This is a genomic window from Martinezella sp. CNPSo 3957, assembly GCF_057784395.1.
The window spans coordinates 100,598-113,852 of sequence record NZ_JBXSOU010000012.1; the positions used below are offsets into that span (position 1 = coordinate 100,598).

15 protein-coding genes are annotated in these 13,255 nt (G+C 59.9%); 7 read left to right on the plus strand and 8 right to left on the minus strand.

What is annotated here, in order from left to right:
• Positions 1 to 20 precede the first annotated feature (20 nt).
• Positions 21 to 920 (plus strand): LysR family transcriptional regulator, encoded by a 900-nt coding sequence (locus AC13QE_RS24315; RefSeq protein WP_488485590.1) that lies wholly within the window; start codon positions 21 to 23, stop codon positions 918 to 920.
• A 19-nt stretch (positions 921 to 939) separates the two neighbouring features.
• On the opposite strand, the gene AC13QE_RS24320 is transcribed toward AC13QE_RS24315, so the two are convergent.
• Positions 940 to 1,236 carry a YciI family protein gene (locus AC13QE_RS24320; RefSeq protein ID WP_488485591.1) on the minus strand — a complete coding sequence of 99 codons (297 nt, stop codon included), beginning with the start codon at positions 1,234 to 1,236 and terminating at the stop codon, positions 940 to 942.
• An 84-nt stretch (positions 1,237 to 1,320) separates the two neighbouring features.
• Between AC13QE_RS24320 and AC13QE_RS24325 the strand changes: the two genes are divergently transcribed.
• Positions 1,321 to 2,205, plus strand: coding sequence for a LysR family transcriptional regulator (locus tag AC13QE_RS24325; RefSeq protein WP_488485592.1), 885 nt, complete (start codon positions 1,321 to 1,323; stop codon positions 2,203 to 2,205).
• Between the two features lie 40 nt (positions 2,206 to 2,245).
• On the opposite strand, the gene copM is transcribed toward AC13QE_RS24325, so the two are convergent.
• From copM to AC13QE_RS24340, 3 genes are all read right to left on the minus strand, one after another.
• The gene (gene copM, locus AC13QE_RS24330; protein WP_488485593.1) at positions 2,246 to 2,614 is read right to left on the minus strand and encodes a CopM family metallochaperone; all 369 of its coding nucleotides are present in this window, start codon (positions 2,612 to 2,614) and stop codon (positions 2,246 to 2,248) included.
• A gap of 74 nt (positions 2,615 to 2,688) precedes the next feature.
• Entirely contained in the window at positions 2,689 to 3,126 is a 438-nt protein-coding gene (locus AC13QE_RS24335; RefSeq protein ID WP_488485594.1) for a hypothetical protein, read from the minus strand.
• Positions 3,127 to 3,137: 11 nt separating this feature from the next.
• Entirely contained in the window at positions 3,138 to 3,665 is a 528-nt protein-coding gene (locus AC13QE_RS24340; protein ID WP_488485595.1) for a 2'-5' RNA ligase family protein, read from the minus strand.
• Positions 3,666 to 3,790: 125 nt separating this feature from the next.
• On the opposite strand from AC13QE_RS24340, the gene hisS reads away from it, so the two are divergent.
• From hisS to hisG, 3 genes are read left to right on the plus strand one after another with little or no spacing between them, the layout of a single operon-like run.
• The gene (gene hisS, locus AC13QE_RS24345) at positions 3,791 to 5,305 is read left to right on the plus strand and encodes a histidine--tRNA ligase (RefSeq protein WP_488485596.1); all 1,515 of its coding nucleotides are present in this window, start codon (positions 3,791 to 3,793) and stop codon (positions 5,303 to 5,305) included.
• The gene (locus tag AC13QE_RS24350) at positions 5,305 to 6,423 is read left to right on the plus strand and encodes an ATP phosphoribosyltransferase regulatory subunit (RefSeq protein WP_488485597.1); all 1,119 of its coding nucleotides are present in this window, start codon (positions 5,305 to 5,307) and stop codon (positions 6,421 to 6,423) included. Before hisS ends, AC13QE_RS24350 begins: the two co-directional genes overlap by 1 nt.
• Positions 6,423 to 7,118 carry an ATP phosphoribosyltransferase gene (hisG, locus tag AC13QE_RS24355; RefSeq protein ID WP_488485598.1) on the plus strand — a complete coding sequence of 232 codons (696 nt, stop codon included), beginning with the start codon at positions 6,423 to 6,425 and terminating at the stop codon, positions 7,116 to 7,118. Before AC13QE_RS24350 ends, hisG begins: the two co-directional genes overlap by 1 nt.
• A gap of 75 nt (positions 7,119 to 7,193) precedes the next feature.
• Here the strand turns inward: hisG and AC13QE_RS24360 are convergent, their stop codons facing one another.
• Positions 7,194 to 7,637, minus strand: coding sequence for a DoxX family protein (locus AC13QE_RS24360; RefSeq protein ID WP_488485599.1), 444 nt, complete (start codon positions 7,635 to 7,637; stop codon positions 7,194 to 7,196).
• A 215-nt stretch (positions 7,638 to 7,852) separates the two neighbouring features.
• On the opposite strand from AC13QE_RS24360, the gene AC13QE_RS24365 reads away from it, so the two are divergent.
• Positions 7,853 to 8,560 carry a glutathione binding-like protein gene (locus tag AC13QE_RS24365; protein WP_488485600.1) on the plus strand — a complete coding sequence of 236 codons (708 nt, stop codon included), beginning with the start codon at positions 7,853 to 7,855 and terminating at the stop codon, positions 8,558 to 8,560.
• 258 nt (positions 8,561 to 8,818) lie between these two features.
• Here the strand turns inward: AC13QE_RS24365 and AC13QE_RS24370 are convergent, their stop codons facing one another.
• The 3 genes from AC13QE_RS24370 to groES all read right to left on the minus strand — a co-directional run bounded on the left by AC13QE_RS24370 (position 8,819) and on the right by groES (position 11,966).
• On the minus strand, positions 8,819 to 9,277 hold the full coding sequence (locus AC13QE_RS24370) for a hypothetical protein (RefSeq protein ID WP_132715926.1): 459 nt from the start codon (positions 9,275 to 9,277) through the stop codon (positions 8,819 to 8,821).
• A gap of 678 nt (positions 9,278 to 9,955) precedes the next feature.
• Positions 9,956 to 11,596: a chaperonin GroEL gene (gene groL, locus AC13QE_RS24375; RefSeq protein WP_132715927.1), complete on the minus strand. Its 1,641-nt coding sequence runs from the start codon at positions 11,594 to 11,596 to the stop codon at positions 9,956 to 9,958.
• 73 nt (positions 11,597 to 11,669) lie between these two features.
• The gene (gene groES, locus AC13QE_RS24380) at positions 11,670 to 11,966 is read right to left on the minus strand and encodes a co-chaperone GroES (RefSeq protein ID WP_015338933.1); all 297 of its coding nucleotides are present in this window, start codon (positions 11,964 to 11,966) and stop codon (positions 11,670 to 11,672) included.
• Between the two features lie 425 nt (positions 11,967 to 12,391).
• On the opposite strand from groES, the gene AC13QE_RS24385 reads away from it, so the two are divergent.
• Entirely contained in the window at positions 12,392 to 13,240 is an 849-nt protein-coding gene (locus tag AC13QE_RS24385; protein ID WP_488485601.1) for a TIGR01459 family HAD-type hydrolase, read from the plus strand.
• The last annotated feature ends 15 nt before the right edge of the window (positions 13,241 to 13,255 follow it).

Below are 13,255 nucleotides of genomic sequence, written 5' to 3' on the forward strand. Positions count from 1 at the left end.
CCTTGGAGGAAGCAATCATCATGAACGACATGCTCAACGGCATTCCCGAATTCGTGGAGGCGGTCGAGGCCGGCGGCTTTTCGGCAGCGGCGGCGCGCATGAATCTCTCGCGCTCGGCGATCGGCAAGACGATCGCGAAGCTGGAGGGACGCCTGAATGTGCGCCTGTTTCACCGCACCACCCGCATGCAGAGTCTGACGGATGAGGGGCAAGCTTTCTACGAGCGCTGCCGCCGAGCGCTGGACGAGATACAGTCCGGCGAGGCCATGCTGGAATCGGGTAAGCGCGAAGTTACCGGACGTCTGCGCATCTCCATGCCGGTTCTCTTCGGTCGCCGCTGTGCTGCACCGCTGCTGCTGGAACTGGCACGTGTCCATCCCAAACTTGAACTCGACCTTTCCTTCAGTGATCGCGTGGTCGACCTCTTCGACGAGGGCTTCGATCTCGCCATTCGCAATGGCGTCTTGCGGGACGAAGCCGGCCTCGCTGCCCGCAAGATCGCCCTCCATCGCATGACGCTATGCGCCTCGCCGGATTATCTCGCTGCTAGAGGTACGCCGCAGACCATTGCCGATCTCGATAGCCACGATCTCGTCGTCTATGCGAGATCGGGGGAAGCCAAGAGATGGACCTTCCTGCAGGACGACGGTGCGGCCGTCGACTATTTTCCGCAGACGCGATTGCGTCTGGATGACCTGGAGGTCATTGCGGATGCCGCCGCCGCCGGAATGGGCATTACGTGGCTACCCTGCTGGCTGGTACGGGGCTATGTGCATGCGGGCAAGCTCATGCCGGTGCTCAATGTCTCCAGCCGGCCCGTCAACGTCTACGCCGTCTGGCCGCAGGTGCCGCAGCTTTCGCTGAAGATGCGCGTGATCATCGACCTGCTCGCTGAGCGCCTGCCTGGAATCATGGGTTGAGCTGGTAGCGATACCCCGATCAAAGAAGTGCGCTCTCCGCAAATACCCGGTTCCAGATGAAGACCTGCACGGATTTGCGTAGACCTGCCGCCCAGAATGGATCTTCCTTCACCAGACGGTCGACTGTATCGGCAGTCTCAGCTTCGACAAGCCACAGGCCACCGGCAAAAGTGTCACCCTCGCGGCTGAGCGGTCCGGCCGTTCGGATGGACGCGGCATTCGCCTTCAGGAAGGCGAAATGGCGCGGCAGATACTCCTTGCGGATCGTGGCGGCGTTTTGCTGTTCGTCCTCGAACAGAACTGCGAACAGGGTCATCGTCATCTCCTTGCTGGATATTTCCAGTCTAAGGCTGCAATAGTGCTGATACACGCAGTAAGTTTGCCGTCAGGAGCTGCAAAATTGCACGACATCGACTGGAACGATCTGCGCCACGTTCTGGCGCTTGCGCGTGGTGGGTCCTTCGCTGCTGCCGGCAGGGTGCTTGGCACGGATGCGACGACGGTCGGTCGCCGTCTGCGTATTCTGGAAAACCGCCTCGGCACGGCGCTGTTCTCGCGCGATGCAGGTGGCACCCTGTCGCCGACGCCGACGGGCGAGATCGCGGTCGCGAAGGCCGAGGCGATCGAGGCCGAAGTTATGGCGCTGTCGGGCGCATTGGATGCGGCCGATCCCATGGCACTCGGCAAGGTACGCCTCACGGCGGCGCCATCCTTCATCAGTCGGCTGTTGATCCCCTCGCTGCCTAGTCTGCTGAAGCAACATTCCGGCCTGCAATTGGAACTCATCGGCGATTCCAGAAATCTCAATCTGACCCGGCGCGAGGCGGACATGGCACTGCGCCTCGCAAGACCTGCCGATATGACAAACGGCAAAGTCGTCGCCAGGCGGATCGCGACGTTGGACTATACTGTCTATGTCGCTACCGGGCAGGAGAGGCGTGCGGAAGATTTGCCCTGGATCATCTATGAAGAGGCAATGGCGCATCTGCCGCATGCCCGCTGGATTGCCGCACAGGCGGAAAAGTCAGGTCGTTCCAGCCAGCTTGCGGTCAATGATGCCGAGGCTCTGCTGCAGGCCGCAGCTGCAGGATTAGGGCGCGCGTTGCTGCCGAAAATCCTGGCCGAGAATGTGGGGGGTCTTTGTCGCGTCGATAGCGGCGACAGCAATCTGCCGGTGCGAGAGATGTGGCTGCTGATGCATGCCGAGCTTCGTCCGCTCGTGCGTATTCGCGCCGTTTCCGATTGGTTGGATGGGATCTTCCGCCGTCCGCATCTGGAGCAGTGAGAGAGACGGCACGAATGCCGCCTCTTATTTGCCAGATAATTTACTTGCCGTGCTTCTTCAGCCAGGCTTTCATTTCCTTGATCTCGGCTTCCTGCGCGGTGATGATGCCCTCCGCCATTTTGCGCAGTTCGGGATCCTTGCCGTATTTCAGCTCGATCTTGGCCATGTCGATCGCGCCTTGATGATGCGGGATCATGCCGCGGACGAAATCTGCGTCCGCATCGCCGCTGTAGTGGATCATCATGTCCTTGTGCATCTTGCTCATGACGTCGTTGAAAGCCTTGCTAGAAGCACCTCGGTCTTCCATCGGCTTGCTCATATCCATGCCCTTCATGTCGTCGGCAAAGGCAGGAAGGCTGATGGCAAGGACGAATGCGCCGGCCAGCATCAGCGATTTTGAGGTGGACATAGGTATTTTCTCCGTTTCTGAACGGTATCTGGATTTGAGCGGATGAGCGCTCGTCGATTGAATACAGATGATCGTCAGGCGAGACGGGGAGGGGGTGCTGTCGGTTGTGGTCGGGAGTCGGCAAGACGCTGTCCGGGCTCCGGTGCCGGATAGGAGAAGGCCTGTTTGCCTTCTTCCGCCATAAGCGTCGATGTCAGGGCGAGGCAGGCGGCGCAGGACGCCACATGCGCCATGCCACCGGCACAAGGGTTTTGCGGCTTCTTCTCCTGATGCTGCGCCATATCGCCATGGCTGGCCATGCCCGGCATATCAGCCATGGTCGCATGCATGCTCATGTTTGATGCGGCGGGCATTGCGCCGACAGAATCACAAATCGGACAGCTCGCCAGTACCGGCATGGCACCGTAGAGCAGCCAAGCAATTACCATCGAGAGGATCGCAAGCAAGCGCATGAAGGGGAACCTAGCGGCGCCGGCCGCGAAGGCAAGCGCAAATTCAACCGCGGAGGACACTGGGAAGGCGATCAAGACGGCAGTTTGACTTCCTGCAGGATTTCGATCGGCGGAAAGGTGATGCAATCCACCACGTCGAATGTGAGCGTGAACTTCGCAGGCGTCGCCTTTGCCCATGTTAGCGCCTCTTCTCTCGCGCCTGTGGGGATCTTCATCGCAATGGTGCAATGCGGCTGCCAGCAATCGGGGCGGGAATGCTCGTGGCAGAGGGCAGGGTCGATCTCGTCGTGAATGGCTCGGTGTATCCGTCTGAGCACATGATCATCGACAGGGCGTGCCCAGAGCACCAGCATCTCGTTGGGAAAATGGCCGATCCCGGAGAATTCGACCGATATGGGCGGCACACCCGCGAAAGCCTTTTTGGCCGCTGTGAAAAGTGAAGGCAGGGCGATATCCTGATAGACCGCGAAGGTCAGATGCGGCGGATAGTTCAGTGCTTGCATCGATGGCGCGGTTTCGAAGCGGCTCGCCTCCCGCCAAAGATCCAGAACCGGCGTGGCCGTTTCATCCGTGCATTTCAAGACGATCGCGTATGGCATGGTTCCTATGCCGCCTTCTCTGGCTTTTGTCGGTTTTGTCGGCCGTTAACTTATAACAATCCTTGCCGCATTCAGCCCAATCCGCTAGTTAACCGCGACTGTTCCCATACCGGATTACCCTAGAGATGAGCGACAAACAAAAGAAACCACAGAAGCTCAAGGCCCGCCTGCCGCGTGGCTTTGTCGATCGTTCGGCCAGCGACATTCGCGCCGTCAACGAGATGACCTCCAAGATCCGGGCCGTATATGAGCATTATGGTTTCGATCCTGTCGAAACGCCGCTGTTCGAATATACCGATGCGCTCGGCAAGTTCCTACCCGATAGCGACCGGCCGAATGAAGGCGTGTTCTCGCTTCAGGATGATGATGAGCAGTGGATGTCGCTGCGCTATGACCTGACGGCGCCGCTTGCCCGTCACGTCGCCGAGAATTTCAACGAGATCCAGCTTCCCTACCGCACCTATCGTGCCGGCTATGTCTTCCGCAACGAGAAGCCAGGCCCGGGCCGCTTCCGCCAGTTCATGCAGTTCGACGCCGATACCGTCGGCGCGCCGGGCGTGCAGGCGGATGCCGAGATGTGCATGATGATGGCTGATACGCTGGAGGCCTTGGGCATCAACCGTGGCGACTATGTGATCCGCGTCAACAACCGCAAGGTTCTCGACGGCGTGTTGGAAGCGATCGGCCTCGGCGGCGACGACAAAGTCGCACAGCGCCTCAACGTGTTGCGTGCCATCGACAAGCTCGACAAGTTCGGCCCCGAAGGCGTGGCACTGCTGCTCGGCCCCGGCCGCAAGGACGAGTCCGGCGACTTCACCAAGGGTGCCGGCCTCAACGCCGATCAGATCGAGAAGGTGCTCTTCTTCGTCGGCATCAAGGACTACGCCGAAAGTGCCGCCCAGCTTGCCGAGCTTGTCGCCGGTACGTCCAAAGGCGGCGAAGGCGTCGAGGAACTGAATTTCATCGGCGGCCTCGTCACCAGCGCGGGCTATCAGTCGGATCGTATCAAGATCGATCCTTCCGTCGTGCGCGGCCTCGAATACTACACCGGCCCGGTCTACGAAGCCGAGCTCACATTCGACGTCACCAACGAGAAGGGCGAAAAGGTCGTCTTCGGCTCGGTCGGTGGCGGCGGTCGTTATGACGGGCTCGTCTCGCGCTTCATGGGCCAGCCGGTGCCGGCCGCCGGTATTTCCATTGGTGTGTCGCGCCTGATGACCGCGTTGAAGAACCTCGGCAAGCTCGGCATGGACGAAGTGATCGAGCCTGTGCTTGTCACCGTCATGGATGGCGATGTCGACGCCATGGGGCGCTACCAACGTTTCACGCAGCAGCTGCGCGCTGCCGGCATCCGCGCCGAGATGTTCCAGGGCAATTGGAAGAAGTTCGGCAATCAGCTGAAATACGCCGACCGTCGCGGCTGCCCGATCGCCATCATCCAGGGCGGCGACGAGCGTGCACAGGGCGTCGTCCAGATCAAGGATCTGATCGAAGGCAAACGCCTTTCCGGCGAGATCGAGGACAATGCCAGCTGGCGTGAGGCTCGCGTGGCGCAGGAAACGGCGCCGGAGGCCGAACTGGTCGAGAAGGTCAAGGCTATCTTGGCGGCACAGGCGGATGACCGGAAGAGGGCGGGCTGATGCCCCTGATCAACCTTCCGGATTTTGCCAGCGATCTGCTGCACGAATTCTCCGTCCGCGGGACGGAGCGGGTGGATACGCCCATCATCCAGCCGGCCGAACCCTTTCTCGATATGGCCGGCGAAGATCTTCGCCGGCGCATCTTCATGACCGAAAGCGACACCGGCGCCAGCCTTTGCCTGCGTCCGGAGTTCACCATTCCGGTCTGCCTGCGCCATATCGAAACCGCCACAGGCACGCCGAAGCGCTATTCCTATCTCGGCGAGATCTTCCGCCAGCGCCGCGAGGGCGGCCATGAGTTTTATCAGGCCGGTATCGAGGATCTGGGCGATAATGAAACGGCAGGCGCTGACGCTCGCGCCATCGGCGATGCCATCGATATCCTGAGCCGGCTGGTGCCGGGTAAGGCACTTTCGGTGACCCTGGGCGATCAGGCCGTATTCGAGGCGGTGGTGCAGGCGCTCGGCCTGCCGTCGGGCTGGCAGAAGCGGCTGATCCATGCCTTCGGCAACATGATGCAGCTAGAAACCCTGCTGGCGCGGCTCGCAAGCCCGCAGCCGGTCACCGGGCTCGATACGCACGTACTCGATTTCCTCAATCGCGGCGATGAGCAGGGGCTGATCAAGCATATCGACGCCACAATGCATGCGACCGGCTATTCCACCAATGCCAGCCGTTTGCCGCAGGAAATCGCCCGGCGCCTTCGCGAGAAGCTGGTCCTGTCCGAAACGCGGCTCGACGATGCGGCCTTCCGCGTGCTGGAGGAGTTCTTGTCCCTGAGCGTGCCGCTCTCGGATGCTTCCGCGGCGCTGGCAGGTTTTGCCGACGCCGCAGGGCTGAAGCTCGGGAGCGCATTGAAGAGCTTCGATGCCCGTGTGGCGGCACTAGCCAAAGCCGGCGCCGACGTTTCGAAGATTGATTATCGCGCCGCTTTTGGCCGTCCGCTTGATTACTATACCGGCCTTGTCTTCGAAGTGACGGTGGAGGGATCGAGCGCGGTGCTGGCCGGTGGTGGCCGCTTCGATCGGCTGATGACCCTGCTCGGAGCCAAGGATCATATCCCAGCTGTCGGCTTCGCGCTCTGGCTCGACCGTATCGAAACCGCGAGGGCAGCCTGATGACCATCACCATAGCGCTTCCCTCCAAGGGCCGGATGAAGGAGGATTGCGCCGCGATCTTCGAGCGTGCCGGAATGCCGATCGTCGCCGTCGGTAACGATCGCTCCTATCGCGGCCGTGTCGAAGGTTGGGACGGGGTCGAGATCGCCTTCCTGTCAGCCTCGGAAATCTCGCGTGAGATCGGCAATGGCGGCGTCGATTTCGGCATCACCGGCGAAGACCTCGTGCGTGAGGGCATGGCGGAGGTCGATCGCCGCGTCGAATTCTGCGCTAGGCTCGGCTTCGGTCACGCCGATGTCGTCGTCGCCGTGCCGGAAATCTGGCTCGACGTCGATACCATGGCCGATCTCGGTGATGTCGCCGCCGATTTCCGCGCCCGTCATGGCCACCGGCTGACGGTCGCCACCAAATACTGGCGGCTGACGCAGCAGTTCTTCTCCAGCCAGCACGGCATCCAGCTCTATCGTATCGTCGAAAGTCTCGGTGCGACGGAGGGGGCACCCGCTGCCGGCTCGGCCGATATCATCGTCGACATCACCTCCACCGGCTCGACTCTGAGAGCGAACCATCTGAAGGTCCTGTCTGATGGCATCATCCTGCGCTCGGAGGCTTGTCTGGTGCGGGCACGCAAGGAAAGCCACGAGGGTGATCCGATGGTTCAGCGCATCATCTCGGCCGTTCGCAGCGCGCTCTGATTTTTCAGTTTCCTGTTCATGCAAAAAACCCGCCGGAATTCCGGCGGATTTTTTGTCTTGGAAACTATGCAGCGCTTACGCGGCTGCGTAGGCACCGCGGCGAGCGTCAACCGAGTAGACGCCTGCACCGTTGGTGGCGAGCATGATGTAAGCGCCGGCCAGCGTGACGTTCTTCAGGAAGTTCACGAAGTTCAGGCCGTTGATCCAACCATTGGCGGCAGCCGGGAAGTCCGGAACATTGACCGTCGGCAGGTGGAAGACGATGCCGGTGAAGACACAGAAGAGGGCGAGCAGCCAGCCGACGATGCGGACCTGGAAGCCGATGAGGACGCAGACGCCGGTGACGAATTCAAACGCGCCGGCAAGATAGGTGAGCAGCGTTGCGGCCGGCATACCGGCTCCGGCGATCATGCCGGCCGTACCTGCAGGATCGGTCAGCTTGCCGAAACCGGCAAAGATGAACATGAAGGCGAGCAGGATGCGCGCCACCAGAATGATGATGTTGTTGCTATTGGACATGAGGGTCTCCAGTAAATTCGCTTGGGATCACGTGGCAGTTATTCTCTGGAGATGGATATTCGTGATTTTTGAGGAGTTGGAAAGATAAACAACTGCGCACAATTAGTTCACAATCATTGAACAATGGTTCACAGAGATAACTCTTCCCATACAAGCCCCATCGGCTATTGTGGCGGCAAATCAGTTGTCAAATCAGACCCTTCAGGAACAAGCCCATGGCCGATCTGTCATCCTTTCCGATCACGAAGCGCTGGCCTGCCAGCAATCCGGATATTATCCAACTCTATTCTCTGCCGACGCCGAACGGCGTAAAGGTCTCGATTGCGCTGGAGGAGCTTGGCCTGCCCTATGAGCCGCATCTGATCTCCTTCGGCACCAATGATCAGAAATCGCCGGAATTCGTTTCGCTGAACCCGAATGGCCGCATTCCGGCAATCATCGATCCCAATGGCCCCGACGGCAAACCGATCGGCCTGTTCGAATCCGGCGCGATCCTGGTCTATCTGGCGGAAAAGACCGGCAAGCTCATGCCGAGCGATGCTGCCAGGCGCTATGAGACCCTCGAATGGGTCTTCTTCCAGATGGCAGGCGTCGGTCCGATGTTCGGCCAGTTTGGTCATTTCTTCAAATTCGCCGCCGAGAAGGTCGCCAATAACTCCTATCCGGTCGAGCGTTATCGCGATGAGGCCAAGCGCCTCCTCAGTGTGTTGGAGAGCCGCCTGCGGGGACGCGAATGGATCATGGGCGATGAATACACCATCGCCGACATCACCACCTTTCCCTGGGTTCGCGGCGTCGACGTCTTCTATGGCGGCCGCGAGGTGCTGGAGTTCGAAAGCTTCCCCTCCGTGATGGCTTGGCTGGACCGCGCGCTCGCGCGCCCGGCAAGCCAGCGCGGCCTCAGCATTCCCAAGCGGGATTGATTGTTCTTTCCGCCTTGGCAGGTCAGGCAAACCCTTCTCCGATGCGCCTATGTGCCTGGCCCCTCACCCCAGCCCTCTCCCGTAAACGGGGCGAGGGGGTAGGCTCAGGCATTGCAACGGATTTTGCGTGCAGCAGCGAAGGTGTTGATGTTGAAAAAGGAAACTCCCTCTCCCCGCAGGTGGGGAGAGGGTTGGGGTGAGGGGCCAGGTCTTGAGTGCGGCTAACGGCGAACTCGCTTGACCATCATCGGCAGCCGTTTACTGCCGGGTGGCGAGTTGGCTGCCCGGCTCCAGCTTGAAGCGCGGAAACAGGAAAACGCCGACCATGCTGCCGGCATGTTGCTTATCCGCGGCAACGGACTCGCCGACACAGAAGACCGGCCGGCGATGACCACCTGCGCCGAGCGTGGTCGTTGAATAGCAGAAGCAGGAATTGGCCGTGGCCGCCTGCTCGAAAAGATCGAGGATACGGGCCCGATCCTGCAGATCATAGCAATGCATGAGGCTCAGCAGGCCGCATTCCGAAGAACTCAGCCCATGCAGCATTGTGCCCCACTGCCCGAGTTTGATGATGCCGCTTGAAAGATCGCCCGTCCATCCCTCGGAAACACAGAACTGAGCCAGAAGATCGGGGTCATGACCCTCGAACTCCAGCGAGCCCGGCGCAAACGGTGCGGAAAAATTGGCCTTGGCAATCTTGAACAAGATGATCCCCATTTGAGCGCCAGGTCCCCCCCTTGCGCTCTATTCAAATTCCCCTGCGTCTTCCGGATTGAATGTCTTCCCGCATGCCGCATCCGATGAAAAGCAGAGCATTCGGCTCTGCTGCTTCCATTTTCCGCCATGCTTGGTCCGACTTGGCGATCCAAGCTATGAAGTCATTTCAAGTAAAAAATCCGCGCGCCCCTCAATCCTTAAGATCATAGCCACGTGCAGACGCCGATTAATCGTGCCGAATATAAGTAAAATTTGCGTGCATTGCAGCTAACCCTCCAAAATCGCTGCGCCGCGATTTATAAGAGCTTTTTCGAAAACGGCAATGGGGCAATTTGCGTAAATTTGCGCTACCAGAAACTTGCCGGTCTGCATCGAAACTATAGGCCACAAACAAAAAGGGCGACCCGAGGGCCGCCCTTTCGTCAATTCCGGATGTCGGATTGAACAGTCGTAACAGGCCGCTGGCCTATCACATCATGTCCATGCCGCCACTTCAGGCCGCTTGGCGGCCTGAAGCACTAAAGTGCATGGGCGAAGCTTTATGGACATTCCTGTGATGAGGCCGTTGGCCTATCACATCATGTCCATGCCGCCACTTCAGGCCGCTTGGCGGCCTGAAGCACTAAAAGCGCATGGGCGAAGCTTTATGGACATTCCTGCGATTAGGCCGCTGGCCTATCACATCATGTCCATGCCGCCCATGCCGCCCATGCCGCCCGGCATGCCAGCAGGGGCATCCTTCTTCGGCAGTTCGGCGATCATGGCTTCGGTGGTGATCAGCAGCGAAGCAACCGAAGCTGCGTTCTGCAGAGCCGTACGAACAACCTTGACCGGGTCGACGATGCCCATAGCGATCATGTCGCCGAATTCGGACGTCTGGGCGTTGTAGCCGTAGTTGTCTTCGTTCTTGTCGAGAACCTTGCCGACAACGATCGAAGCTTCGTCACCAGCGTTTTCAGCGATCTGGCGAACCAGCGACTGCAGGGCACGGCGAACGATGTTGACGCCGGCTTCCTGATCCTGGTTTTCACCCTTGGCAGTGATCTTCGTGGAAGAACGCAGGAGCGCGATACCGCCGCCCGGTACGATACCTTCCTGAACAGCAGCGCGCGTCGCGTTGAGAGCGTCGTCGATGCGGTCCTTCTTTTCCTTCACTTCGACTTCCGTCGAGCCGCCAACGCGGATCACGGCAACGCCGCCAGCGAGTTTGGCAAGACGTTCCTGCAGCTTCTCGCGGTCGTAGTCGGAGGTGGTTTCTTCGATCTGAGCCTTGATCTGGGCAACGCGGCCTTCGATGTCGGACTTGGCGCCAGCGCCGTCGACGATCGTGGTGTTTTCCTTGGAGATCGAAACCTTCTTGGAACGGCCGAGCATGTCGAGGGTGACGGACTCAAGCTTGATGCCGAGGTCTTCGGAGATGACAGTGCCGCCCGTCAGGATGGCGATGTCTTCCAGCATGGCCTTGCGGCGATCGCCGAAGCCCGGAGCCTTGACAGCAGCGATCTTCAGGCCGCCGCGCAGCTTGTTGACGACGAGGGTCGCAAGAGCTTCGCCTTCGACGTCTTCAGCGATGATGAGGAGCGGCTTGCCGGTCTGAACGACGGCTTCGAGAACCGGAAGCATGGCCTGCAGGTTCGAGAGCTTCTTCTCGTGCAGCAGGATGAACGCGTCTTCGAGGTCGGCGATCATCTTTTCCGGGTTGGTTACGAAGTAGGGGCTGAGGTAGCCGCGGTCGAACTGCATGCCTTCGACGACTTCGAGTTCGGTTTCGGCGGTCTTGGCTTCTTCAACCGTGATGACGCCTTCATTGCCGACCTTCTGCATGGCTTCAGCAATATCGAGACCGATCTGCTTTTCGCCGTTTGCGGAGATCGTGCCGACCTGGGCAACTTCTTCCGAAGTGTTGATCTTCTTGGCCTTGGCCTGGAGATCCTTGACGACTTCTGCAACAGCGAGGTCGATACCGCGCTTCAGGTCCATCGGGTTCATGCCGGCTGCAACAGCCTTGGCGCCTTCGCGAACGATCGCCTGGGCCAGAACGGTTGCAGTGGTGGTGCCGTCACCGGCGACGTCGTTGGTCTTCGAAGCGACTTCGCGGACCATCTGGGCGCCCATGTTTTCGAACTTGTCTTCGAGTTCGATTTCCTTGGCGACGGAAACGCCGTCCTTGGTGATGCGCGGAGCGCCGAAGGACTTGTCGATAACGACGTTACGACCCTTCGGGCCGAGCGTGACCTTCACTGCGTCAGCGAGGATATCGACGCCACGAAGCATCTTTTCGCGGGCGCTGCGGCCGAATTTTACTTCTTTAGCTGCCATGTTTGAAACTCCTGAATTCGCGTTTTCGGGGCTTTAGGGCCCGTCAGCTTTATCGGAAAAGGGAACCGGCTGATTAGCCGATGATGCCCATGATGTCGGCTTCCTTCATGATCAGAAGGTCTTCGCCGTTGAGCTTGACTTCAGTGCCCGACCACTTGCCGAACAGAACGCGATCGCCGACCTTGACGTCGAGTGCTACGACCTTGCCGGCCTCATCACGAGCGCCAGAACCGACGGCGACGATTTCGCCTTCCTGCGGCTTTTCCTTGGCGGTGTCGGGAATGATGATCCCACCCTTGGTCTTTTCTTCCGACTCGACGCGACGAACGACGACGCGGTCATGAAGGGGGCGGAAATTGGTGCTTGCCATTGTCTAATCCCTCGATCAAATGACATTCACGGATCAGCGGGGATCCGTATGGATTTTGTTAGCACTCATCCTCTGAGAGTGCTAGCGACGGTGATTTAGGGGTGGCTTCCGGACGAGTCAAGGACAGCACTGTGAATTTTTTGCGGCGCGCCTCGGCTTGTTTTGAGGATGATTAACGCCCAGGGCGCCGCCGCGTAGCATCTCGTTGCAAAGGTTCTCTCATTTTGCCCTCGTGAAGACAGGGTCGGGTCACGCCTTTTCCAGAGCGTCATCCCGTTGCTTCCGCTGCGCAATCTTGCCGCTCGCCGACCTTGCCCACGCCTGCTGCTCAGGCCTTGTGCGACGCAAAAACCTTGCGTGCCGCTCTTGTAATTTGCCGGCCGGTTTGCGATGTCAGCCCGTGATTTATTTGATGCGAGGACGGCATGGGCAAACGGATCGAGAGCTTTCGCGACATCGGCGGACTTTATGATGTTGCGCTCTGCGATGTCTGGGGTGTGCTCCATAACGGCGTCACGGCCTACAAGGAGGCCTCGATCGCGCTCGAAGCGGCCCGCGGCGAAGGCCTTGCGGTCGTCCTCATCACCAATTCTCCGCGCGTCGCTCCGAAGGTCGTCGAGCAGCTGCGGGCGATCGGTGTTCCCGACAGCGTTTACGATCGCATCATCACCTCGGGCGATGTGACACGCAAGCTGATTGCCGAGGGGCCGAAGAAGGTGTTCCTGCTCGGCCCGGAGCGCGATATCGGCATCCTCGAAGGCTTGGACGTTCAGCGCGTCGAAGCCGGCGAAGCGGAAAGCATCGTCTGCACCGGCTTTTTCGATGACGAAACTGAAACGCCTGACGATTACACCGAAATGCTGACGGCCTGGTCGGCCCGCAAGGTGCCGCTGATCTGCGCCAATCCGGATCTCGTCGTCGAGCGTGGCCATCGCATGATCCCCTGCGCCGGCGCCATGGCCGCCTATTATGAGCGGCTCGGCGGCCAGACGCGCATCGCCGGCAAGCCGCACCAGCCGATCTACGATGCAGCGATCGCGGCGGCCCGCGAGGTGAAAAGCGAGTTTCCGCTGTCACGCGTGGTGGCAATCGGTGATGGTATGCCGACCGACGTGCGCGGCGCACTCGATTACGGCCTCGATCTTCTTTATATCAGCCATGGCATCCACGCCCGCGAATATGTCGTCGAAGGGCATACGGATGAGGCCGCTCTCGGCGCCTTCCTGGCGCGCGAACAGGCCTCGCCGAAATGGTGGATGCCGCGCCTTGTCTGAGGAGAGTGGCAGTCG